This is a genomic window from Flavobacteriales bacterium, assembly GCA_016779995.1.
GTDB lineage: Bacteria > Bacteroidota > Bacteroidia > Flavobacteriales > UBA7312 > UBA8444.
Window position 1 is genome coordinate 106,804 of record JADHMO010000004.1, and the last position, 23,237, is coordinate 130,040.

The 23,237-nt window shown below is 36.5% G+C and carries 21 protein-coding genes and 1 tRNA gene; 11 read left to right on the top strand and 11 right to left on the bottom strand.

Features of this window, described 5'->3' with window-relative positions; translation table 11 throughout:
- Positions 1-94 precede the first annotated feature (94 nt).
- Complete coding sequence (locus ISP71_04310) at positions 95-1,471, top strand: OmpA family protein (GenBank protein MBL6663310.1); 1,377 nt, start codon at positions 95-97, stop codon at positions 1,469-1,471.
- 47 nt (positions 1,472-1,518) lie between these two features.
- Here ISP71_04310 and ISP71_04315 read toward each other — a convergent pair whose 3' ends face one another.
- The 6 genes from ISP71_04315 to ISP71_04340 are packed head-to-tail and all read right to left on the bottom strand — an operon-like array spanning position 1,519 to position 6,623.
- Positions 1,519-2,565, bottom strand: a complete 1,047-nt coding sequence (locus tag ISP71_04315) for a M42 family metallopeptidase (protein ID MBL6663311.1) — start codon at positions 2,563-2,565, stop codon at positions 1,519-1,521.
- Positions 2,566-2,577: 12 nt separating this feature from the next.
- A complete protein-coding gene (gene pyk / locus ISP71_04320) occupies positions 2,578-3,999 on the bottom strand; it encodes a pyruvate kinase (protein ID MBL6663312.1) in 1,422 nt (473 codons plus the stop codon).
- Between the two features lie 2 nt (positions 4,000-4,001).
- Positions 4,002-4,394, bottom strand: a complete 393-nt coding sequence (locus tag ISP71_04325; protein ID MBL6663313.1) for an IPExxxVDY family protein — start codon at positions 4,392-4,394, stop codon at positions 4,002-4,004.
- 39 nt (positions 4,395-4,433) lie between these two features.
- Positions 4,434-5,132 (bottom strand): ribonuclease III, encoded by a 699-nt coding sequence (gene rnc, locus ISP71_04330; GenBank protein ID MBL6663314.1) that lies wholly within the window; start codon positions 5,130-5,132, stop codon positions 4,434-4,436.
- On the bottom strand, positions 5,132-6,376 hold the full coding sequence (gene fabF / locus ISP71_04335; protein ID MBL6663315.1) for a beta-ketoacyl-ACP synthase II: 1,245 nt from the start codon (positions 6,374-6,376) through the stop codon (positions 5,132-5,134). The genes rnc and fabF overlap by 1 nt, the downstream gene beginning before the upstream one ends.
- A gap of 16 nt (positions 6,377-6,392) precedes the next feature.
- A complete protein-coding gene (locus tag ISP71_04340) occupies positions 6,393-6,623 on the bottom strand; it encodes an acyl carrier protein (GenBank protein ID MBL6663316.1) in 231 nt (76 codons plus the stop codon).
- Positions 6,624-6,752: 129 nt separating this feature from the next.
- Between ISP71_04340 and purN the strand changes: the two genes are divergently transcribed.
- Positions 6,753-7,331: a phosphoribosylglycinamide formyltransferase gene (gene purN / locus ISP71_04345; protein ID MBL6663317.1), complete on the top strand. Its 579-nt coding sequence runs from the start codon at positions 6,753-6,755 to the stop codon at positions 7,329-7,331.
- Positions 7,328-7,807, top strand: a complete 480-nt coding sequence (rnhA, locus tag ISP71_04350; GenBank protein MBL6663318.1) for a ribonuclease HI — start codon at positions 7,328-7,330, stop codon at positions 7,805-7,807. Before purN ends, rnhA begins: the two co-directional genes overlap by 4 nt.
- Here the strand turns inward: rnhA and ISP71_04355 are convergent.
- The gene (locus tag ISP71_04355; GenBank protein MBL6663319.1) at positions 7,802-10,246 is read right to left on the bottom strand and encodes a M1 family metallopeptidase; all 2,445 of its coding nucleotides are present in this window, start codon (positions 10,244-10,246) and stop codon (positions 7,802-7,804) included. The two genes, rnhA and ISP71_04355, sit on opposite strands and share 6 nt — an antisense overlap.
- Before the next feature lie 58 nt (positions 10,247-10,304).
- On the opposite strand from ISP71_04355, the gene ISP71_04360 reads away from it, so the two are divergent.
- Positions 10,305-10,772, top strand: coding sequence for a biotin/lipoyl-binding protein (locus ISP71_04360; protein MBL6663320.1), 468 nt, complete (start codon positions 10,305-10,307; stop codon positions 10,770-10,772).
- Between the two features lies 1 nt (position 10,773).
- Here ISP71_04360 and ISP71_04365 read toward each other — a convergent pair whose 3' ends face one another.
- Positions 10,774-11,697 (bottom strand): sugar kinase, encoded by a 924-nt coding sequence (locus ISP71_04365; protein MBL6663321.1) that lies wholly within the window; start codon positions 11,695-11,697, stop codon positions 10,774-10,776.
- 75 nt (positions 11,698-11,772) lie between these two features.
- Here ISP71_04365 and ISP71_04370 point away from each other — a divergent pair.
- The 7 genes from ISP71_04370 (at position 11,773) to narI (ending at position 20,668) form a co-directional block, all read left to right on the top strand.
- Positions 11,773-11,846, top strand: a tRNA-Asn gene (locus tag ISP71_04370).
- Positions 11,847-12,040: 194 nt separating this feature from the next.
- Positions 12,041-12,664, top strand: coding sequence for an SGNH/GDSL hydrolase family protein (locus ISP71_04375; GenBank protein ID MBL6663322.1), 624 nt, complete (start codon positions 12,041-12,043; stop codon positions 12,662-12,664).
- 360 nt (positions 12,665-13,024) lie between these two features.
- Positions 13,025-13,858 carry a cytochrome c gene (locus tag ISP71_04380; protein MBL6663323.1) on the top strand — a complete coding sequence of 278 codons (834 nt, stop codon included), beginning with the start codon at positions 13,025-13,027 and terminating at the stop codon, positions 13,856-13,858.
- 22 nt (positions 13,859-13,880) lie between these two features.
- Positions 13,881-17,522 (top strand): nitrate reductase subunit alpha, encoded by a 3,642-nt coding sequence (locus ISP71_04385; protein MBL6663324.1) that lies wholly within the window; start codon positions 13,881-13,883, stop codon positions 17,520-17,522.
- A gap of 19 nt (positions 17,523-17,541) precedes the next feature.
- Positions 17,542-19,035, top strand: a complete 1,494-nt coding sequence (gene narH / locus ISP71_04390; protein MBL6663325.1) for a nitrate reductase subunit beta — start codon at positions 17,542-17,544, stop codon at positions 19,033-19,035.
- Positions 19,035-19,712: a hypothetical protein gene (locus ISP71_04395; protein ID MBL6663326.1), complete on the top strand. Its 678-nt coding sequence runs from the start codon at positions 19,035-19,037 to the stop codon at positions 19,710-19,712. The genes narH and ISP71_04395 overlap by 1 nt, the downstream gene beginning before the upstream one ends.
- Positions 19,709-20,668: a respiratory nitrate reductase subunit gamma gene (gene narI, locus ISP71_04400; GenBank protein ID MBL6663327.1), complete on the top strand. Its 960-nt coding sequence runs from the start codon at positions 19,709-19,711 to the stop codon at positions 20,666-20,668. Before ISP71_04395 ends, narI begins: the two co-directional genes overlap by 4 nt.
- On the opposite strand, the gene ISP71_04405 is transcribed toward narI, so the two are convergent.
- The 3 genes from ISP71_04405 to ISP71_04415 all read right to left on the bottom strand — a co-directional run bounded on the left by ISP71_04405 (position 20,665) and on the right by ISP71_04415 (position 23,167).
- Positions 20,665-21,384 (bottom strand): Crp/Fnr family transcriptional regulator, encoded by a 720-nt coding sequence (locus ISP71_04405; GenBank protein MBL6663328.1) that lies wholly within the window; start codon positions 21,382-21,384, stop codon positions 20,665-20,667. The two genes, narI and ISP71_04405, sit on opposite strands and share 4 nt — an antisense overlap.
- A 68-nt stretch (positions 21,385-21,452) precedes the next feature.
- On the bottom strand, positions 21,453-22,460 hold the full coding sequence (gene moaA, locus ISP71_04410) for a GTP 3',8-cyclase MoaA (protein ID MBL6663329.1): 1,008 nt from the start codon (positions 22,458-22,460) through the stop codon (positions 21,453-21,455).
- On the bottom strand, positions 22,457-23,167 hold the full coding sequence (locus ISP71_04415) for a hemerythrin domain-containing protein (protein ID MBL6663330.1): 711 nt from the start codon (positions 23,165-23,167) through the stop codon (positions 22,457-22,459). The genes moaA and ISP71_04415 overlap by 4 nt, the downstream gene beginning before the upstream one ends.
- Positions 23,168-23,237: the final 70 nt, after the last annotated feature.

The following is a 23,237-nucleotide window of genomic DNA, read 5'->3' on the forward strand; positions in this document are numbered from 1 at the left end:
TTTACTCTTAATTTTTTCTCGTTTTATTTATGATTTTAACTGTTAAACCCACAGGGGTTTAATTGTATTGGATTAATAACTTAAAACGAAGAACATGAAAAAACTTTTACTATTTGGAGCTGTATTATTGTTTAGCTTAGATATAGTAGCTCAATCACTGGACAGAAAATGGGGGCTAGGATTTAAATTGGGGGCTGAACAATACGCCGGAGAACTTGGCAATGGCTTTGAGCCTTTCTCACAAGACAAATATTTTTTAAATGGCCTAACACTTTCTAGAAAGTTGAGCAATCGATTAGATTTATCATTTAGTGCTGTAAGGGGCGAGGGTTATACTTTTGACAGTCATCAAAAAAGCGATAAGTTTTTACTGAAAAAATTGAGTCTGTTAAACCTTAATGCAAAATATCATTTCTTCGATTATGACGAAACTATATGGAGACCTTTTGTGTTTGCTGGCTTTGGCTACCTAGCCTATGACGATAATAATTCAGATAAAATCTCTGAAAAGGTTCAATATCCTGATTTAGGATTTGGATTGTCAATCAAATTGGGGCCTATCGTAAGCCTAACGTTTGACGAAACGTTTTTATTTATAGACTATGATGGCGCAAAAACAAGCAACGAAGACAATGAAATGTATCTACAACATGCTGTAGGGATTTCCTTTAATATCGGTCAAATGAAAGATAGTGATAAAGATGGTATAAGTGATAAATATGATGATTGTCCGTTAGATTTTGGGGTTGAAAAATTTAACGGTTGTCCTGACTCTGATGGTGATGGTGTTAAAGATTCTGAAGATAATTGCCCACAAGAAAGTGGTGTAATTGCATTGAGTGGTTGCCCTGATAGTGACTCTGATGGTGTACCTGATAAAAACGATAAGTGTCCTAATATTAAAGGCTCTAAATCACTAAGTGGCTGCCCTGATAGTGACTTTGATGGTGTCGCTGATTTAGACGACGATTGTCCTAATGAAAAAGGAAGTAAAGCACTCAAGGGCTGTCCAGACTCAGATAATGACGGAATCATTGACAAATTGGATTTGTGTCCAAAAGTAAAAGGCACAAAGGCAAACAAAGGCTGTCCTGAAGAAGAGAAGAAAAAGGAAGTTATAACGGATAGCGAGCCTAAAGTCTCTTTATATACAGTATATTTTGAAAGTGCAAATGCCGATATTAGTAATGCTTCTAAAAATGTGTTAAATACTATTGTAAAGCTATTCAAGAGTGATCCTAATTATAAGTTAACTATTGAAGGTCACACTGACTCTGAAGGTAATGATAAATTAAACACTGAGCTTTCAAAAGAACGTGCTAAAATTGTAAAACAATACCTTGTTAAAAAAGGTATCGCTAATAGTCGTTTATCAACCAATGGATTTGGCGAACAAAAACCAATTGCGGATAATAAAACAGAAGAAGGAAAAGCTAAAAATAGAAGAGTTGAACTTTATATAAAAAAGTAAAGCCAAGTTATAATGAATAAAAAAAGCCCTCTTAATGAGGGCTTTTTTTATTTAAAACTCCAATCGTATTTATCCAAATCTTTTACAGAATAGTGCAATAGGTCTATGGCATTGCGAATATCTGTTTTATCAGCCATTTCAATCACTTGATGGATATGTCTAGTAGGGATTGATACTGCACCAGCAATTGAGCCCCCCGCAGTAAAACGCTGAATCCCTGCTGTATCTGTTCCTCCTCCTGTTAAAATCTCTAATTGATGAGGTATCTTGTGTCTTTTAGCAACTTCTTTCATATAGCTTACCATACGATAATCACATATTGTTGAGGAGTCCATTACTTTTATAGCTGCACCTTTTCCAAGTTCCGTTATTTTTTCGTGTGGAGCAGCACCGGGTACATCATAAGCAATAGTGGTGTCAAGACCAAAACCAAAATCAGGTTGCACTTCTTGTGTTGCCACATTAGCACCACGAATACCTACTTCTTCTTGAACAGTAAACACACCATAAACATCGTATGGAGCGTCTTTTAATTCTCTTAACATTTCTATTAAGATAAAAACCGAAACTCTATTGTCAATGGACTTACAATTGACACAATTACCCATTTCTATAAGCTTTCTTTCTCTTGTAATGGGGTTGCCAACTTCTATGAATTTTTCTACCTCTGATTTAGGCATTCCCATATCAATAAAGAAGTCTGTTGTCTTGGGAGATTTATTACGTTCTTCTGGAGTCATTACATGTATGGGCTTACTCCCCATCACTCCAACTAGGTCTTTTTTGCCATGGACAATAACACGTTGAGCTGTTAGTGTTTTGGGGTCAAAACCACCTAAAGTGTGGAAACGCAAAAAGCCATTGTCGTCAATATGAGTTACGATAAAACCAATCTCATCCATATGAGCACCAATCATTACTTTTTTATCATGCTTACCTTTTTTAACAGCGGTTACATTACCCATATTATCAGTGCGTACCTCATCAACCAAGGGGCTAACTTCTCTAATTACAATTTCTCTAATTCTTTGCTCGTAACCTGGTGCACCAGCAGCCTCACATATTTCAGCAAGCAGTTTTACATTTATAGACATGTTTAAAATAGTTTATTTGAGGTAGCTTAACCTCATCATGTTAGTCATTCCTTTTTCCTTAATTGGCATACTAGCAACATTAAGCACTAAGTCTTTGGATTTTAAATACCCTTCTTCTCTTAATATTCGCTTAGTATCAGCAACTGTTTCATCAGTGCCTGTTTCGTTGTCATAATAAAAGCCTGTTACCCCCCAAACCAAACTTAAAGTGTTTAAAATAGCATGGTTATTGGTGAAGGCGTAAATTTTACAAGGAGGTCTATGGCTTGAAATTTCGATAGCGTTATAGCCCGAGTGTGTCATAGTTATTATAGCCTTTGCGCTCACTTGCTCTGCTAGTGTGCAAGAGTGGTAACAGATGGCGTCTGATATAAAGCGTTCGCCGTGTTTCTCTTTCAACTCGTAAGAGCGTATGGTAGAAAATTCTTGCTCTACGTTAGTAATAATCTTACTCATTGTTTCAACCGCTTGTACTGGGAACGCTCCTACGGATGTTTCTCCGCTAAGCATAACAGCGTCCGCGCCATCCATTACTGAGTTGGCAACATCGTTAACCTCTGCTCTTGTGGGTGTTACGTTTTCTGTCATACTCTCTAACATCTGAGTAGCCACAATTACGGGTTTTGCTTTTTCTAGGCAAGCCCTAGCAATTTTCTTTTGTATAACAGGTACTTTCTGCATTGGTATTTCTACTCCCAAATCTCCCCTAGCAATCATAACAGCGTCTGTTACATCAATAATACTGTCAAGATTGTCTAATGCTTCAGGCTTCTCTATTTTTGCCACGACTCTAGCATCGTGGTCAGCTTTAGAAATGTGGTTCTTAAGCTCTAAAATATCCTGTGCTGAACGCACAAAAGACAAGCCTATCCATTCTATTGGTTGTGTGAGTATAAACTCTAGGTCTTTTAAGTCCTTTTCTGTTAAACATGGTTGAGAAATTGCTGTATTAGGTAGGTTTACTCCTTTGTTTGAGCTTAATGCCCCACCATGAATTACTTTGGTAGTTACTGTGTCTTTTTTATTTGTTTTTACAACTTGTATTTGTAGTTTTCCGTCGTTAATTAAAACCATTTCCCCTTCTTTAACATCTTGAGGAAAGTTATCATAGTTGATATAAGCTATTTTAGAGTTTCCAACACACTTCTTTGATGTTAAGATAAATTCAGAGCCGTTGACCAATTCAGAACCTTCTTCAATTTCACCAACTCTAATTTTTGGCCCTTGTAAATCAGCTAATATAGCTGTATGAACATGAAGTTCTTGGTTAATCTCTTTAATTAATTTAATAATCTCTAAATGTGTTTTGTGGTCGGCGTGCGAAAAATTTAAACGACACACATTTACCCCTGCTTTAATCATGCTTGTTAAAACATTTTTATTTGTACAAGCGGGACCCATTGTCGCTACTATTTTGGTGTTATTTTTATTCATAATTAAAATACAAAATGTTCTTTAATCTGTTTATTATCTTCCTCAAACACAGTAAGAACGGACTGTGTTTTACGGATTGAACTTATATAATGGCTGACCGTTTTTTCATCCACAGTATTGTGAAATAATATCCAATAGTCTACCTGCTTCTTTTTTGTTATAAGAAATCCATCTTGGCTTTTGTTAGCAAATAAATAAATAGTATCTAAATCTAACTGGTGCTCATATTGTGAAAACTCCAAATCATCGCCTTTAATATAAGGTTTGGATTTTTTAAAATCGACGCTTAAGGATTTGTTAATTGTCCAAGCAAACCGAAAGTCTTTCAAATGACAGCTTATACCGAAAAGGGAGAAGCTAGTGTCTAATTCTATGCGTAATAACTGTTTTGCCATTTACATTCGCTAAAATAGTCTTTCTGTTTGACATTAATTTTATGTTTGAAGTAATTCTTTGAGGGCTCGTTGTGCAGCTAATTCTTCTGCTCTTTTGATAGAGGTTCCCACAGCGTCAGCATATTTCTTTTGACCTATCATAACCATAACTTCATAGGATTTTTCGTGGTCTTTTCCATGGGAAGAAACTAATTTGAATATAACTTGTTTTTTTTGGGCCTGACCCCACTCTAAAAGTTTGCCTTTATGACTAGAAACTTCTTTCACTAGCTGATGAATGTCTAAGTGTGGTCGTATGAGTTTGTCTTCAATATAGTTGGAAGTGAATTGATAACCTTTATCTAGGTAAACTGCCCCTATCAAAGCTTCTAAAGCGTTACCAAATATGGAGCGATTAGAGTTTACTTGGTGTTTTAATACGGTGTTAAGATTAATTTGAAGTGCTATGGTGTTCAGTGTCTTTCGGCTAACTATTTTGGAGCGTGTTTGGGTAAGAAACCCCTCGTTTTCATCAGGAAATTCTCGAAAAACAAAATCGGCAACGACTGAACCAAAAATAGCATCTCCCAAAAACTCTAATCTTTCGTTATGTACTATACGACCTCTTACAGATTTGTGGGTAAGGGCTTCTTGGTAAAGGTTAATGTCTTTGGGATAAAAACCTAAAATCTTGAATAACTGCTTTTCTTGTGGGGTTTTGGAAATAAATGTTTGTTTGAAAAAACGAAACAAATCCATTAAACTTTTTTAACCATTACACAGGCATTATGACCACCAAATCCAAAGGTGTTGGAAATGGCTGTTCTTACTTCTCTTTTTTGAGCCTTATTGAAGGTGTAATTCAAGGATGAATCAATTTCAGGGTCATCTGTAAAGTGATTTATCGTTGGTGGCACAACATTATTTTTAACGGATAGAATCGCTGCTATTGTTTCAACCGCTCCTGCAGCTCCCAAAAGATGACCAGTCATTGATTTAGTAGAACTGATATTTAGATTTTTAGCATGGTCTCCAAAAACATTTTGTATCGCTTTTATTTCTGCTATATCGCCTAGGGGAGTTGATGTTCCGTGAACATTAACGTAATCTACATCTTCAGGTGCCATATTAGCGTCTTCAATAGCTAATCGCATAACATTCGTCGCTCCTATACCATCGGGGTGTGGTGCTGTTATGTGGTGGGCGTCTGCGGTCATAGCACCTCCTACGATTTCTGCATAGATATTAGCACCACGAGCAACAGCATGTTCATATTCTTCTAGAATAAGAGCTCCTGCACCTTCTCCAAGAACGAAGCCTTCTCTGTCTTTATCGAAAGGACGAGATGCTGTTTGTGGAGAATCGTTTCTAGTCGATAGAGCGTGCATGGCATTAAACCCTCCTACTCCAGCTTCATTAATTGAAGCCTCTGAACCACCAGAAATAAATATATCAGCTTTTCCCCATTTTATATAGTTAAATGCGTCAATTAAGGCGTGAGTTGATGATGCACAAGCTGAAACTGTTGCGAAATTAGGTCCTCTAAAACCGTATTTGATGGAAATGTGTCCAGCCGCTATATCGGCAATCATTTTTGGAATAAAGAAAGGATTGAATCGAGGAACACCTGAGCCGGTAGCAAAATCACCGCACTCTTTTAAAAATGTATCTAATCCTCCAATTCCTGAACCCCAAATGACCCCTGCTCGGTCTAAATCTATTTGTTCTAAGTCAAGCTTTGAATCAGCCATAGCCTCAGATACTGCAACCATAGCGTATATGGCATACATATCTAATTTACGCGCTTCTTTTCTATCTAAAAAGTCTGTTGGCGCAAAGTCTTTGACTTCACACGCAAACTGAGTTTTAAATTGTGTAGAATCAAAACGAGTAATGGGTCCTGCTCCACTTACACCATCTAGCAAATTTCTCCAAAAATCGGAAATATTATTGCCTACAGGTGTGAGCGCACCTAAACCGGTAACTACGACTCGCCTGGACATAACTGATTGTAGTTAATTAAGCTTTTTCTATAAACGATATGGCATCGCCAACAGTAGCAATTGCTTCTGCTTGATCGTCTGGAATTTGAATGTCGAATTCTTTTTCAAACTCCATTATAAGTTCAACAGTATCTAATGAATCAGCACCTAAATCATTAGTGAAACTTGCTTCTGAAGTTACTTCAGCTTCGTCAACACCTAATTTATCTACTATAATTGCTTTTACTTTTGTTGCAGTATCAGACATGAATTGTTGTTTTTATATTAAGATGCAAATAAATACACTTTTTGAATATAAAACAAGTCATCTGACTTAGTATTATTAAAATAATTGTCTATTTCTTTAAAATAGTTGTTCTATTTTTGGGTAACAAGAATGAGTAAATATAAAATTGCAATATTAGTTTCTGGAACAGGCACAAACGCTGTTAATATTATCGAGTATTTCGAAAAAAACAGTGTCGCTGACGTTGTCCTTGTTATTAGCAACAAAACGGACGCTTTAGCAATCGAAAAAGTGCAAAACAAAGGTGTTAAAACAGTTGTTTTTAACAATGAATCGTTTAAAAAGAATGGTACGGTTTTAGATTATTTGAGGTCTCAGTCCATTGATTTTATTGTTCTAGCAGGATTTTTAATGAAAGTCCCTAATGATATAATACATGCTTATCCTAATAAAATAGTAAACTTACACCCTTCTTTATTGCCTAAATATGGTGGTAAAGGTATGTATGGGAAGCATGTTCATAGGGCTGTAATTGAAGCTCAAGAGTCTGAAAGTGGAATAAGCATCCATTTTGTTAACGAGGAATATGATGAAGGCGCAATCATATTTCAAGCCAAAGTAAGTGTTGAAAAAGGGGATAGTGTTGAGGTGTTAGCCCAAAAAATACAGCAATTGGAGCACCGTTTTTTTCCAAAGGTAATTGAACAAGTTATTAGTAAATCATTATGAGTATTAGAATATATACGGATGGTTCAGCAAAGGGAAACCCTGGTCCTGGCGGATATGGGATTGTTTTATTGTCAGATGAGGGGCACCGCAAAGAAGTAGCTAAGGGTTATCGCAAAACAACAAACAATAGAATGGAATTACTGAGTGTAATCGTTGCATTAGAGATGCTTAAGGCTAGGCCAATGGATGTATTAGTTTATTCTGACTCTAAATACGTTGTTGATGCCGTCGAAAAAAAATGGGTGTTTAATTGGGAAAAAAAGTATTTTGATAAAAAGAAAAACGTTGATTTATGGAAACGCTTTTTGATTGTTTATCGACAACATAATGTCAAGTTTATTTGGGTTAAGGGACATGCCAATAATGTTGAAAACGAGCGTTGCGATAAACTAGCCGTAGCCGCCGCCGAAGCCGAACAACACCATGATATTGACAAGGGTTACGAAACCCAAGCTCAAAACCCAAGCCTATTATAATAAGGGCTCTATACGAACGAGAGTTTCTTTGGCTCTTAACTTTAGCTCCTTATTTTTTTCGTTTTTAAGCATGCTTTGTATCGTTTCTTCTAAGTCAGCAAAACGATACTTACTTACCTCAGCCATCCAAGATTTAGAATCTTTAAGCGATTCTACTAGCACCTCAGTACCATCTAAAACTAAACTCAATTCTTGGTTTTTTAAATACAAAACATAATACGCCGAAATATAATATAAGTCAAGAGTGTTATTTGTGTTTAGCTTGTCTGTAAAAAATGTATTCTTATCCACTCCTCCGTGTTCGACATATAGCTTTGCAACATCATAAGGCAGCTCTTTTTCTAAACTTGGTGCTACAGATAACGCCTGTTGATAATCAACCTGTGACAATCCGTATAATCCTGATGCTGCCATAAGTAATGATTTTTCTTGAATTGCTGACTCAAAAAGAGGGGTAAGTTCAGAATTATCTTCTTGTTGAGCTAAAAGTGTTAGGGCTGAAGAGCGAACCTTGGTTGGATTGTTTTCTTGAGTGGCTTGTTGCTTTATTAATTCTGATATATCTTCAATACTTTCTAAAGCATTTGCTTTTTGAAGCGCCAATAAACGTATTCCCCAAAAGTCATGTGTTAAAGCGTTTTGTATAGCTGCTATGGTGCTTTTTTCACTGATGTTGTCTAACGCTATCTTGCTGTCCATGTATAATGGTGCTTTGAGTTGTTCTAACCACCATTCGTCTGGTTTTTCGTCAAAAATTTCTGCTAACAAAACGTGTTCTGCATCTACAATAACATTGGTAGGTTTTTCTTCTACATCAAAATAATAGTCTTGTTGGTGAGAGTTCATTTCCACCAAATGACGTTTAGGCACACCGTTTTCATAAACGTCTATATAAAATGACAGTCTGTGAATAGGTGTGGTTGTTTTATCTTGTATTTGCTCTAACTTAACTATTTGTTGTTTGTTGTCTGCGTCGTATTCATAGTCTATAACTAGAAGGGGGTGACCAGACGCCAAAAACCATTGATTAAAAAACCAATTTAAATCTTCTCCACATACCTCTTCCATGGCAATCCGTAATTGATGTATTTCTACCGTGCTAAACGCATTGTCATTGAGGTATTTTTTTAATCCTTTATAAAAGGCTTCATCACCTAAGTAATATCGCAACATGTGTAAGACTCGACCTCCTTTAGCGTATGAGTGATTGTCGAACATATCTTCTTTATCTAAGTAGTTAAATCGAATCATATCTACTTGTTTGCGCTGAGACTCTCTCAGGTAATTGTTTAAGTCTGCATCTAAATGCATATCTGCTTCCATACGACCAAAACCTTTTTCTCTCCAGATGTACTCCCCATAAGTAGCAAAAGATTCGTTAAGGGGTAGGTTAGCCCACGACTCACAAGTCACCAAGTCACCAAACCAATGGTGAAATAATTCATGAGCAATGATGTCTTCTTCGTGGTCATCTAGCAATTCTCTATCTGTCATTTGAACAAACTCTCCATAGATAACAGCCGTTGTGTTTTCCATCGCGCCAGAAACAAAGTCTCTAACTATAATTTGAGCGTATTTTTCCCAAGGGTACTCTACACCAAGTATTTCCGAAAAATGGGCTATCATTTGTGGGGTTCTTCCAAAGATTGCTCTTGCAAAAGAGTGATAGTCGTCTTCTAGGTAATAATCTACCTCAATATCTTTCCATTTATCAGAAGTGATGTTAAAGTCTCCAACACCTAACATAGCAAGGTAAGGAGTGTGGGCTAATTTCTGCTCCCAAAAATCTGTTCTGGTGCCGTCTCCATTTTTTTCTGACTTCACCAAAAGGCCATTTGACAAGGTAACAAACTCGTCTTTTACGGTTATAGCGATGTTTTGAGTCATGCGTTCGTTAGGCTTATCTATGGTAGGAAACCAACATGAACTAGCTTCTGTCTCTCCTTGTGTCCAAATTTGTTGGGGTTTATCTTCCTCACCTAGTGGGTTGATAAAGTATAGACCCTTTGCATCGGTAATGGCGTCGCTACCTTCTATTTTTAGGTCATTAGGCTTGGCGGTATAATCAATGTTTATGATGTATTTCTCGTTTCTTTGATACTCTCTGTCTAGCTGAATGAATAGTTGCAAACTATCGTACTCAAAAGAAAGCTCTTTTCCGTTCATATTTATAGAGTGGATATCAAAACCTTTAGCGTCTAAAATTAGTTCGTTGGTAGAGTAAAAATAGGGGCTTATTGTGAGTTCTGCTTGTCCCAATAAGTGTTGTTTTTCCCAATTAAAACTTACGGCCAAATTGGTGTGAATGACATCGCTAAGACGTGTTGCTGAGGGGTTATATATTTCTTTTTCTTTAGAGATATTGTCTGAATTGACCTGATTTTGTGTAGAGCTAGTGCCTAATAATAGGGCTAGAGCCAAAGCTAGAATAGCTTCCATATTGGTATATTTTTTAGTGTGCATAAAAATAAGAAGAATTCTTTGCTAAATTTGTCAAATGAAAGGGATTGTAAATACACGTTTTGATTTTGTGTTAGATGAGGTGGTTAACTGGGATATCGTCGAAGTTAAAGAAGGTCGCTTTCACATTGTTTACAATAACAAATCTTTTGTAGCCGATGTTTTAACACATGACAGAAAAAGCAAAACCTTTGAAATTGCCATCAATAACAACACTTACTCCGTACAACTGAAAGATCGTTTTGATGAATTGCTTCACGATTTGGGTATGGACGCTGGAAACTCCAATAAAGACAATGATGTCAAAGCGCCTATGCCGGGAAGGGTTCTTGAAATTCTTGTTAAGGAGGGAGATGCTGTTGCTGAAGGCGACGGTTTAATTGTTTTAGAAGCCATGAAGATGGAGAATATTATCAAATCAACAAGGAAAGGCGTGTTAAAACACATTCAAACGGCTGAAGGGGATAGTGTTGAAAAAAATGCTGTTCTATTATCTTACGAATAGCTTAAACCAGCTGAATATCAAACTGTACTAAATCTACAAACTGGCTTATTCTGTCATTAACTTCCTGCATATCTAAGCCATTCATTCGCTCTGTACCGAACTTCTCAACACAAAATGACGCCATAGCAGAACCAATTATTACTGCTCTTTTCATATTCTCAAAAGAATAATCTTTAGTAGCACACAAATGCCCCACAAATCCACCTGCAAAGGTGTCGCCTGCTCCTGTTGGGTCAAACACTTCCTCTAAAGGCAAGGCTGGAGCAAAGAACACTTCCTTTTCATTGAATAGTAAGGCTCCGTGTTCTCCTTTTTTAATAATTAAAAACTTAGGGCCAAAGGATAGAATTTTTTTAGCCGCTTTAACCAGTGAATATTCTCCTGAAAGCTGACGTGCTTCTTCGTCATTAATGGTTAGTACGTCAATATTTTTTAGAGCAATCATTAAATCATCCATAAAGTTGTCCATCCAAAAGTTCATGGTGTCAAGAACGATTAGCTTAGGACGCTCTTGCAGTTGGTCTAAAACTTTTTGCTGTATGCTTGGCATTAAGTTTCCTAACATTAAGCAGTCGCAATTTTGATAAGAATTAGGAACTACAGGATTAAAACTTTCTAAAACATTGAGCTGAGTATCTAAGGTATCTCTAGAGTTCATATCGTTGTGGTAACGACCAGACCAAAAGAATGTTTTTTCGTTTTCTTTGATTTGTAAGCCCTCAGTATTTACGTTGTGATTATGCATCATATCAATTGCGTCTTTAGGGAAATCCTCTCCTACAACAGAAACTAAATTTATTTTATCATAAAATTTAGAGGCAGACAAGCCAATATAGGTTGCTGCACCGCCAACTATTTTATCTGTTTTTCCGAATGGAGTCTCGATAGCGTCAAAAGCAACCGTACCTACAACTAATAAGCTCATTTTATCTATTTTTTTTATTTTGGCAAATATATTGCATAATTATTAGCATTGTACTAATATTGCAAACTGATTTTTTCCTCCTTAGCTCAGTTGGTTAGAGCATCTGACTGTTAATCAGAGGGTCCTTGGTTCGAGCCCAAGAGGGGGAGCAAAAGACAAGGCGATTACGAAAGTAGTCGCCTTTTTTGTTTGGTTTTTTTATCTTGCAACAAGTAAATTCAAGTTGATATCCATGACGTTTCTTTTTCGCTTCTTATATTTTATCAAGAGAAAAATAAGAGCCTTATTCGTTTTAAGGAAAATTCATTTTATTGGTGATAGTCATACAGAGGTGTTTTGGAATATGGAGTTTTCTCCATGGTATTTCTGGAGGCTTACTCCAAAAATAAAAGTTGTTCACGGTGCCACAGCCACAGGTTTGGCAAACCCTAATAGCAAAACTCAAGCTCTTGGTATTTTTGAAAATTACTTAAAAGAAGAAGTTAAAAAAGACGATTATGTCGTTTTTCAGTTGGGTGAGGTGGATTGTGGTTTTGCGATTTGGTATCGAGCTGAGAAACATGGGTTAAGTATTCAAAAACAAACTCAATTAGCGATAGATAATTATTCTAGTCTAATTCAAAAGTCAAGTGCTATCAATGATAAAAAAACCATTATCTGCAGTGCTGTACTCCCCACCATACAAGAGGGGAGTAATTTTGGAGAAGTGGCCAATCTTAGAAAAGAGGTAAAGGCCAACATTAAAGAAAGAACTCAGCTAACCTTAGACTTTAATAAAATGCTGAGGCAATTAGCAGAGAAAAACCGCTTAGCTTTTATAGATTTGGATCAATCTCTTTTAAATGAAAAAACTAGCATTATTCACTCCAAATTTTTACATAAAGATTCTACTAATCATCACTTAGACCCCTCTAGTCTAGCTAAAATTATTTCAAGGGAGTTAAATTTTATAATCTCAAAATTCTAATTAAACTGCTGTAGTATTCAATACATCATCTGTTTAAAGTTCTTTTTGGACGTATTTACCTTCTGAACGCCATATTCTTTCTATATTAATTACCACCAATAGTAGTTTGGCCATATTTTAAATGTTGTAATGTGCTCAAAAATCTCTTTTTAAAATAGCCATTATAATCAAGTTTATGTAAAAAAGAGGGGTAATAAGGTGATTAAATCAAGAATTTATATAAATAATTTTTTGTTAATGATTTTTCTCTAATGTTGGTTTGTATATCGTTAAAACATGAGCCACATCATTTTTTGAGTCCAAGGCTATTCCGAATCTTGTAGTAAGAAAAATTAATAGTAATTTTTAAACTACTACTCAATGAAAAAATACAATTCGTTTTGGTTTGTTATAGGATTAGTTTTAGCGTCATTTCTTATCGCAGAGGCTCAAGATGGAGAAGCTCTTTACAATCAAAATTGTACCGCCTGCCATAAGTTTGGACAAAAACTAATTGGTCCTGATTTGATTGGTATCAATGAAAAAAGAAGTGAAAAATGGTTAATTGAATTTATTCGTTCGTCACAATCAATGATTAAATCAGGTGATGCTGAAGCAGTAGCAATCTTTGAAGAGTTTAATCAAATGGTTATGAACGACCAAACTCATTTGAGTGATGCAGATATCAAAGCAATACTAGCACATATCGAAAGTCAAAGCTCTTCAGAAGCTGGTAACAGTGAAACAGCTGAGCCTATTGAAGAGGTTGTTATAGAATACACACAAGAAGATATTGATAAAGGTAAGTTGTTGTTTTCTGGAAAAGAACAATTTGCAAATGGTGGTGCTTCGTGTATAAGTTGTCATAATGTTACTAATGATGAACTTATTAGTGGTGGTTTACTAGCCAAAGACCTTACAAAAGCTTTTAGTCGCATGGGTGATGCTGGTGTGAGTAGTATTATCTCGTCTTCGCCTTTTCCTGTTATGTCCACAGCCTACCAAAACAATCCTTTAGATAGTATAGAAATCGTTCAACTAACCGCTTTTTTAAAACACGCAGATGAGGTGAGTGCTGAACAAATGGAAAACAATGGCAATGCTTTGTTTGTTTTTGGAGGAGGAGGGGGTATTATTATACTCTTCCTTTTAATTGGATTGGTTTGGGCAAGACGACTAAGAAACTCGGTAAAAGAAGATATTTATAACAGATAATAAATTAACAAAACAATATATTATGAGTTGGATAGAAGACATCATATCACCTAAAACACGAAAGTGGGAAGAATTTTACAGAAATAGATGGCAATACGACAAAGTTATTAGAAGTACGCATGGCGTTAACTGTACTGGTGGCTGTTCGTGGGCTATACATGTAAAAGATGGTGTTGTTGTTTGGGAAATGCAGCAATTGGATTACCCACAATTTAATAAAGAAGTACCCCCTTACGAGCCTAGGGGTTGTCAAAGAGGTATTTCATACTCTTGGTATTTGTATAGTCCTATACGTGTAAAATACCCTATTGTAAGAGGTGCTCTAATTGATTTATTTCGTGTAGAAAAAGAAAAAGCTGGTGGCGATGCAGTACAGGCTTGGGCAAATTTACAAGCAGACCCTCAAAAAAGACACCGTTACCAAAGAGCTAGAGGAAAAGGTGGTTTTAGAAGAGTACATTGGGATGAGATTACTGAGCTAATCGCAGCCTCAAATATTTATACTGTTCAAAAGTACGGTCCTGATCGTCTTATAGGTTTTTCTCCTATTCCGGCTATGAGTATGTTAAGCTACGCCTCAGGAGCAAGGTATCTACAATTAATGGGTGGTGTAAATCTAAGTTTTTACGATTGGTATTGTGACTTGCCAAACGCTTTCCCAGAGATATGGGGAGAACAAACTGATGTATGTGAAAGTGCTGATTGGTACAAGTCTAAATATATCATTTCGATGGGTGCTAATCTCGGCATGACTAGAACACCTGATATTCATTTCTTTTCTGAAGCGAGACACAATGGTACAAAAACAGTAGTAATGTCACCAGACTTTAGTATGGTCGCAAAACACGCCGATCAATGGTTGCCATTACACGCTGGTTCAGACGGTGCTTTTTGGATGGCGGTAACTCATGTTATTCTAAAAGAATTTCATGTTGATAGACAAGTTCCTTACTTCATAGATTATGTAAAACGATTTACTGATTGTCCGTTTCTAATTAAGCTTAATAAAAATGGGGACAATTACTTACCTGGAAAAATGGTGCGTGTTAATGAGGTTGTGAACTTTAAAAACGTTGAAAATAGCGATTGGAAGTTTTTAAATTTTGACTCCAAAACAGGCAGCTTGGTTTCTCCGATGGGAACATCGGGTTATCGTTGGCAGGAAGAAAAAGGAAAATGGAACCTCAATTTTAATGATGGTGAAACTGGTAAAGAATACGATCCAGAATTAACTTTAATTGAAAACAATGATGATATCCTTCAGGTTGAATTCACCGAATACGGCTTAGATAAAAAGGCAGTTCGTGGAGTTCCTGTGAGATATATTGTTGATAAAGAAGGCAATAAAGTTCCAGTAACAACTATCTACGATGTTACTATGGCACAATACGGTGTTGGTAGAGGTTTAGAAGGGGATTATCCTTCGTCATATGACGACAAAGACAGTGCCTACACCCCTGCATGGCAAGAAATCTTTACAGGACTTAGTCAAAAAGAAGTTATTCAAATTTCTCGTGAATGGGCAAATACGGCAGAGAAAACAGAAGGGGCGTGTATGGTAATAGTTGGTGCTGCAATCAATCACTGGTTCCACAACAACTTAATGTATCGCTCATCAATAATGGCTCAAATGCTAACGGGTTGTAATGGAAAAAATGGTGGAGGAATGAACCATTATGTTGGACAGGAAAAATTAGCCCCTATGGACTCTTGGGCAACCATAATGAGTTCTAAAGATTGGGGAACAGCTCCAAGGTTACAACAAGGTCCTATTTGGCATTATATCAACTCCTCACAATGGAGGTATGATGGCAATCAAAAATACTATAACTCATCGCCTGAGAATAAACTCGCTAATATGCATAGTGCTGACTGGGCGGTTATGTCAGTTCGAAATGGTTGGATGCCTTACTACCCACAATACAATAAGAGTAATTACGATATTGTTAGAGAGGCTCAAGAGGCTGGACATACGACTGACGAGGCTATGCGTAAGCATATTGTCAATCAGTTAAAAGACGGCTCCTTGGTACATTCTGTGGCTCAACCAGACGAAGAGATTAACTTCCCTAGAGTGTGGTTTATATGGAGAGGTAATGCCATTGGTACATCAGCCAAAGGACATGAGTATTTCTTAGACCATTATTTAGGCACACATAACAATAAAATTGCAGATGAGGTGGCTGGTGACGTTGTACAAGATATTGAATTTAAGAAAGAAGGTGCTAGAGGAAAAATGGACCTGGTGATTGATATCAACTTTAGAATGGACACTTCAGCCTTGTATTCTGACATTGTTCTGCCAACTGCCTCTTGGTATGAAAAAGCCGATATCAACTCAACAGACATGCATTCGTTTATTCACCCCCTTTCTGAGGCTATTCCACCAGTATGGGAGGCAAAAACGGACTGGCAAATTTTTCAAGGTTTAGCCAAAAAAGTTCAAGAAATGGCACCTCATTACTTACCTGATGTCATGAAGGATGTTGTAAATGTGCCATTGGTTCATGATTCAAAAGATGAAATTAGCCAAACTAATTTACAAGATTGGAGTAAAGGAGAGTGCGAAGCTATTCCTGGCAAAACAATGCATAAAATTGTATTTAAGGATAGGGATTACACCAAAATATATGACAAATTTATTTCTTTGGGTAAAGGGGTTGCAGAAAACGGATTGGGCGCACACGGAAATTCTTACAAATGTGAAGATGTCTACCAAGAAATGTTGCAAAGAAGACAACACATATCCAAATGGGATGATGGAACAGAATACCCTTCATTAAAAGAAGATGTTGAAGCTATAAACGCAATATTGAAACTATCAACACTAACAAACGGTAAGTTAAGTAAGCGTTGTTATGAGAATATGGCAGAAAAAATCGGTGTCCCAGAAATTGCCAAGTTAGGAGACGCTTATGAAAGTGTTCAAATGGAATATATGGACCTTCAAGCACAACCTAAACGCTATAATTCTTCTCCTTTATGGTCTGGTCTTATGCATGATGGCAGAACCTATGCCGCCTACACATACAATGTTGACATGTTTGTCCCTTGGAGAACACTTACGGGAAGACAGCATTTTTACTTAGATCATGATGCTTATATCGCTTTTGGAGAGCATCTATCGACCTATAAACCTTCACCTACCCCCGAAGCTTATGGCGACCTGAGGGTTACTGTAAATGATGGTAAAGCAAAAATGCTTAACTGCCTTACTCCGCATGGAAAATGGCACATTCACTCCACTTATGGAGATACATTAAGAATGCTTACGCTTTCTAGAGGGGCTGAGCCTTGCTGGATTAGTGAGGTAGATGCTGCCGAATTAGGAATAAACGATAACGACCACGTAGAAGTTTATAATGACCATGGTACATATGTGGCAAGGGCTTGTGTAAGTTCTCGTATTCCTAAAGGTGTATGTATTGTATATCACGCTGTAGAAAGGACGTATAACATCCCTAAGTCACAAGAAAGAAGGGGTAAAAATGGTGAGCCAAGACGAGGGGGTATGAACAATTCTTTTACAAGGGTACACCTTAAGCCAAATTTAATGTGTGGTGGTTACGGTCAATTTACCTATCACTTCAACTATTGGGGGCCAGTAGGCGTCAATAGAGACACCCATGTGTTGGTTCGTAAAATGGAAAAAGTAGAATATTAATAAAGAAATAGATAGTATTATGGATATTAGGTCGCAAATTTCAATGGTTTTTCATTTAGACAAATGTATTGGTTGTCACACTTGCTCTGTCGCTTGTAAAAACATCTGGACAGATAGAAAGGGTGCTGAATACATGTGGTGGAATAATGTAGAAACAAAACCAGGAACTGGATACCCCACAAAATGGGAAGATCAAGATATTTACCAAGGGGGGTGGGAAAAAAACGGCGATACTGTTTCTTTAAAAGGTGCTGGAAAATTAAAAGGTTTGAAAAACATCTTTCACAATCCTAATATGCCAGTATTAGATGATTATTACCACCCATGGAGATATAAATACGAAGATTTATTTACCTCGCCAGAGGGAGATGACCAACCTATTGGAAGGGCGGTTTCATTAATTACTGGTGAGCCTATGGAAATTAAGGCTGGTCCTAACTGGGATGATGACTTGGGTGGTTCGCCAGACTATGCGCGTAAAGATACCAACTTCAAAAGCTTGAGTAATGCCGAACAAGAGGCTATGTTTCAGTTAGAAAAGATGACAATGATGTATCTGCCTCGAATATGTAACCACTGCCTTAATCCGGCTTGTGTGGCGTCATGTCCTTCTGGTGCTTTATACAAAAGGGGTGAGGATGGTGTTGTTCTCATTAATCAAGAGCGTTGTAGAGCGTGGAGAATGTGTGTGACTGCTTGTCCCTATAAAAAAACATATTACAATTGGAGTAGTGGTAAGTCTGAAAAGTGTATCCTTTGCTATCCAAGACTGGAGTCGGGTCAAGCTCCTGCATGTATGCATTCTTGTGTTGGGCGTATTAGATATCTTGGTGTTATGCTATACGATGCAGACAAAATTCATGAGGTAGCATCTTGCGACGAAAAAGATTTAGTGGATAAGCAGCTAGATATATACCTAGACCCCAATGACCCTAAGGTTATAGAAGAGGCTAAAAAATGTGGAATAGCTGAATCTACTATAAAGGCTGCTCAAGACTCGCCGGTGTACAAGTTTGTTAAAGAGTGGGAAATTGCACTTCCTTTACATCCAGAGTTTAGAACTATCCCTAACCTATTTTATGTTCCTCCAATGCTACCCGGAATGGCTCAGGTTGACGGCGATGGGGTATATGAGTCAAGTTCTAAGTCTTTGTTTCCAAGTATTGACGAAAATCGATTGCCAATGAAGTATATCGCCTCCTTATTTTCTGCGGGAGATACCGATATTGTAAGAAAAGTATACGACAAAATGATGGCTGTTAAGGTTCATCGTAGAGCAGAAACAGTCGGAGATTTACCTCAAGATGAGGTCAAGGATTTGATGGCAAAAGCAAAAATTAATGGAGATTCCGCAAACGCTATCTATAGGCTAACATCGCTTGCCACCTTTGAGGAGCGTTTCGTTATTCCGCCCGCTCATAGAGAGGAGTCTATTGAAATGCTTGAGGCTACAGCTGAGTTTAAAGGAGAAAATGGATTTGGATTTAAAGAAAGACCTGCTAGAGGATTATAATGAAAGAGCAATATTTAACATTAGCAGAAATATTCAAGTACCCCAAAAAGGGCTATGTTGAAAACGTCAAGAAGTGTTCGGCTTTTTTAAATCGTTACTACCCAGAGGCGGGCTCTTCGTTTAAGCGATTTTTGAGCTATGTAGAAGGTAAAGATTTGTTCGAAATTGAAGAGGTTTTTGGTTTTACATTTCATATTCAAGCCATTTGCTATTTAGATATCGGCTATGTTTTATTTGGTGAAGATTACTCTAGAGGAGAGTTTTTGGTTAATATGAAAAATGAACAGTTAAAACTTAAACACGACTGTGGAGAGGAATTAGCAGACAACTTGCCTCACGTTTTACATCTTATCGCTGTTTCTGAAGACAAAACTTTTGTGGACGAATTGGTTCAAATCGCACTTATTCCTGCGGTAGAAAAAATGCTAGAAGAATTTGAGACTGGAAGAATGGCCTTAAAGAATAAGGTTATGAAGAAAAAACAAAAAGCCATCATTATGGAAAATATTTCTGATGGTAATATTTATCAAAACGCTTTACAAGCACTATTGATGGTGTTAAAAACAGATTTTAACAATGATTCTGAAATCCCCGCCTACTCGGCAACGCCTGTTGGTCTTGCTAATTTATGTGGCGGTGGCTGCTCATTTACAACAACTAAAACTACGAAAAAATGATGTTATTAGATTCGCTTATTTTTGAAAAAACAATTAATTATTCTCTTATTGGACTTGCGGTTATTATTTTGGGGCTTACCCTATTTGTTGTTTATAAAATTTGGCCTGTTGTTGAGGAAAAACGCATGAGGATTAAACCCAAAGCCAACAACTATGTCAATGTACTTTTAAGTATGTTAATCGCCGCTTCATTTATTGTGTTTTTAATCAAAGAAGGATTAGAAAATAATGTTGGCATGTTAGACTATTTTCTCTTTTCTATATTTCCATATATAACCGTTGTTATTTTCATAATAGGATCAATTTATCGATACAAGAAAAGAGGTTTTCAAGTTTCTTCGTTATCTTCACAGTTTTTAGAGAGAAAAAAATTGTTTTGGGGTAGTCAGCCGTTCCACTGGGGTTTAATGGTCTTGTTTTTTGGACACCTCATCGCATTTCTATTTCCAAAAGCCTTATTGGCTTGGAATGGAGAGCCGGTGCGTTTAATTATATTAGAAATATCGTCTTTTGTATTTGGTTTATCAGCACTAATTGGCTTAATTCTACTCATCAAGCGTCGATTGGAAAGCAAAATGATTGTTGTCTCGACAAACAAAATGGATATGTTAGTATATACCGTGTTAATAGTTCAATTTGTTTCTGGTCTTGGTATAGCTTATTTTGAGCGTTGGGGATCGTCGTGGTTTGCTGGTGTTTTAACACCTTATCTAAGGTCTATTTTTGCATTTAATCCTGAAATTAGTGCTGTAAGCGAGATGCCGTGGATAATACAAATTCACATCTTTTCGGCTTTCTTTATTGTGGCTATAATTCCTTTTACTCGATTTGTGCACTTTTTGGTTGCACCAATAGACTATATATGGAGAAAATACCAATTGGTCATTTGGAATTGGAATAAAGATAAAATCCGTAAATCTACAGACTACTTCTACGGAAGAAAACCAGAAAATTAATCGTAAATGTTTGCGGTCTCGACAAGACGGCTCATATTTACCAAGCCTATGGATTTACCTTTTAGGTGTATGATGCCTTTTTTGTTGAGCTCTGATAGTGTTCGTATGGTTGTTTCTGTTGTTACTCCCGATAGGTCTCCAATTTCTCGTCTACTAAGTTTTACAGTAAGGTAGCCGTCTTCAGTAAGACCAAACTTTTCTTTTAGAATTAATAACGATTCGCTAACCCTTTGAATAACAGGCTTTTGTTTTAGGTTGATTATTTTTTTCTCCGACTCTTTTAGGTTTTGTGTTAGCATTTGAATAACATTATAAGAAAGGTTTTTGTTGTTTTCTAGCATTTCTAAAAATGTCTTTTTTGAAATATAACAAAGTATCGAGTCTTCAAGAGCTGATGCGGTTGCATAGTATGGCTCATTGCTTAACAATGAGCGATAACCAATAACGTCTCCTTCTTTGGCAAAACGAACGATTTGCTCTTTGGCTTCAACACCAAGTTTATGAATTTTTACCTTTCCTTTATAAACACAATACAAACCGTGACCACGAGTGCCTTCGGTAAAAATATGTTGCCCTTTTTTATAGCAACACCCCCCTTTTTCTTTGCTTGTCTTGTCTAGTTCTAATACTGACAAGGTGTTGAACAATTGGTTGTCACACCTTGAGTCGCATTCAGTACAATGTGGTGTTTCAATTATATTATTTGGCTTTGTCATTTTAAGGGACGTTAAATTTTTCTATTACAAAATTACAAATATTAAACAGTCTTTAATGGTGGCTATACTCAACCTCCTATGCTAATCATACTTCTGTTTGGTGTTATTTCAGAGGGGTCTGATATTGTGTTGAATAATTTCATTCCGCCTCGTTCTGCTTTCTTAGATTGTAAATTATTTTTTATCAACTCATAAATGCTGGTTGTGTTGTTTCTTAAGGCATATAACAAATCTGTTTCAGAATTAGAAAATAAACAGTTTTTGATTTTACCATCTGCAGTCAGCCTTATTCTGTTGCACCCACTACAAAAGGGTTGGGTTACTGAACTAATTATTCCAAACGTTCCTTTATAGCTCTTTATGGCGTAAGAAATTGCGGTATCGTTAGTGTTGGCTTGCTCTTTTTCAATGTTAGATTTACTATAATGGCCTTGTACTACGTCCATTATTTCTTTATACCCAACCCCTTTGGACCAATCCCATTTATTGCCATCAAAAGGCATAAATTCTATAAATCGTATGTGAACATTTTTATCTTTACTTAACTCAATGAAATCTATTATTTCATCATCGTTAACCCCTTTTATAAGCACCACATTTATTTTTACATAAAAGCCCTCATCAACCAAAAGACAAATGTTGTCAAACACTCTTTTAAAATAATTTCTTCTGCTAATTTTATTTTGTTTGACCTCAACAAGAGAGTCTAAACTGACGTTTACCGCCCTTATTCCGGCAGCATTAAATGTTTTTATGAATTGATCTACTAACACACCGTTAGTTGTGATGGCAAGTTCTACATCTAATTTTGCTAACTGAAGAATTATCTGATGAGCATCTTTTCTAATTAGGGGCTCTCCTCCTGTAAGCCTAATTTTATTTACTCCTAATTCAACAAAGGTTCTTGCTATTACAAGCAATTCTTCTTGGGTCATAAAACAGGACTTCTCTCTAATAGGAATTCCTTCTTCAGGCATACAATAGAAACACCTTAGGTTACATCTTTCTGTAAGTGATATTCTTAAATAATTATGAACCCTACCATACCGATCTGTTAAACAAGTTTGTTTGTTCATCGCTTTGTTATCTCGGTAAATTCTTTTGGCGTAATTAATTGATGGGCTAATGGAAATAAAATATTGTCCTCTCTGTATATATGGAGTCTTAAAAGTTCCACAAATTCCATCCCGTTGTTAAAAGCAACATCAAAAGCTAATGCTTTTGAGTGGTTGTCTGGAAGCCTGGTCGCTAAGCCCAATATGTTAAATGTCAAAACACTAAGTTGAATTAGTTTTACGTGGTCGTCCTCCATCATGTCTATAGCTGTCTGTGGCTGGTCTCCCTCGCTTTTTTCTCCTGATTCAATTAGTCTTTGATGTAGTAATGGAAAAAGTTGTTTTTCTTCTCTAATATTATGGTCTGAAATGCTTTCATCATAAAACTGAAAAAAAGAGCTAAAAGAGTCATTTATTTCTTTGGTTAGAATGTAGTTGTTCTCCTTAAAGCTAATTAAAGATTGTTCGAAGGTTTGTAGTTTTTCAATGGCCAACTTATGGTCATCGACAAACCCTTGCAAAAGAGGGTTCATGTCTTCGTATTTAACACCCTCTACAGTATAGGTTGAATCATAAGCTGTTGGAGGATCCATAGGAGAGTGTTCTTCTAACTCATCGCCCTTCAAGGCGTTTCTTTGTATAGGGTCTAGTTTGTTTAGTGATTTGTTGATTTCTTTTTGATTAGAACCAACTATTCTTTTGCCTGTTTTTTTATCTATTATTCTCATAAGCTAATCAGCGTTGTATTTTAATGTAAATAACGGATTATGCTTGTGATAATAATATGACCTAAATCAT

What these genes read in the sequence shown, in the direction of transcription:
- ISP71_04310 (MBL6663310.1), top strand. Translation starts at nt 95, where the DNA reads ATGAAAAAACTTTTACTATTTGGAGCTGTATTATTGTTTAGCTTAGAT.
- ISP71_04315 (MBL6663311.1), bottom strand. Translation starts at nt 2,565, where the DNA reads ATGTCTATAAATGTAAAACTGCTTGCTGAAATATGTGAGGCTGCTGGT.
- pyk (MBL6663312.1), bottom strand. Translation starts at nt 3,999, where the DNA reads ATGAATAAAAATAACACCAAAATAGTAGCGACAATGGGTCCCGCTTGT.
- ISP71_04325 (MBL6663313.1), bottom strand. Translation starts at nt 4,394, where the DNA reads ATGGCAAAACAGTTATTACGCATAGAATTAGACACTAGCTTCTCCCTT.
- rnc (MBL6663314.1), bottom strand. Translation starts at nt 5,132, where the DNA reads ATGGATTTGTTTCGTTTTTTCAAACAAACATTTATTTCCAAAACCCCA.
- fabF (MBL6663315.1), bottom strand. Translation starts at nt 6,376, where the DNA reads ATGTCCAGGCGAGTCGTAGTTACCGGTTTAGGTGCGCTCACACCTGTA.
- ISP71_04340 (MBL6663316.1), bottom strand. Translation starts at nt 6,623, where the DNA reads ATGTCTGATACTGCAACAAAAGTAAAAGCAATTATAGTAGATAAATTA.
- purN (MBL6663317.1), top strand. Translation starts at nt 6,753, where the DNA reads ATGAGTAAATATAAAATTGCAATATTAGTTTCTGGAACAGGCACAAAC.
- rnhA (MBL6663318.1), top strand. Translation starts at nt 7,328, where the DNA reads ATGAGTATTAGAATATATACGGATGGTTCAGCAAAGGGAAACCCTGGT.
- ISP71_04355 (MBL6663319.1), bottom strand. Translation starts at nt 10,246, where the DNA reads ATGGAAGCTATTCTAGCTTTGGCTCTAGCCCTATTATTAGGCACTAGC.
- ISP71_04360 (MBL6663320.1), top strand. Translation starts at nt 10,305, where the DNA reads ATGAAAGGGATTGTAAATACACGTTTTGATTTTGTGTTAGATGAGGTG.
- ISP71_04365 (MBL6663321.1), bottom strand. Translation starts at nt 11,697, where the DNA reads ATGAGCTTATTAGTTGTAGGTACGGTTGCTTTTGACGCTATCGAGACT.
- ISP71_04375 (MBL6663322.1), top strand. Translation starts at nt 12,041, where the DNA reads ATGGAGTTTTCTCCATGGTATTTCTGGAGGCTTACTCCAAAAATAAAA.
- ISP71_04380 (MBL6663323.1), top strand. Translation starts at nt 13,025, where the DNA reads ATGAAAAAATACAATTCGTTTTGGTTTGTTATAGGATTAGTTTTAGCG.
- ISP71_04385 (MBL6663324.1), top strand. Translation starts at nt 13,881, where the DNA reads ATGAGTTGGATAGAAGACATCATATCACCTAAAACACGAAAGTGGGAA.
- narH (MBL6663325.1), top strand. Translation starts at nt 17,542, where the DNA reads ATGGATATTAGGTCGCAAATTTCAATGGTTTTTCATTTAGACAAATGT.
- ISP71_04395 (MBL6663326.1), top strand. Translation starts at nt 19,035, where the DNA reads ATGAAAGAGCAATATTTAACATTAGCAGAAATATTCAAGTACCCCAAA.
- narI (MBL6663327.1), top strand. Translation starts at nt 19,709, where the DNA reads ATGATGTTATTAGATTCGCTTATTTTTGAAAAAACAATTAATTATTCT.
- ISP71_04405 (MBL6663328.1), bottom strand. Translation starts at nt 21,384, where the DNA reads ATGACAAAGCCAAATAATATAATTGAAACACCACATTGTACTGAATGC.
- moaA (MBL6663329.1), bottom strand. Translation starts at nt 22,460, where the DNA reads ATGAACAAACAAACTTGTTTAACAGATCGGTATGGTAGGGTTCATAAT.
- ISP71_04415 (MBL6663330.1), bottom strand. Translation starts at nt 23,167, where the DNA reads ATGAGAATAATAGATAAAAAAACAGGCAAAAGAATAGTTGGTTCTAAT.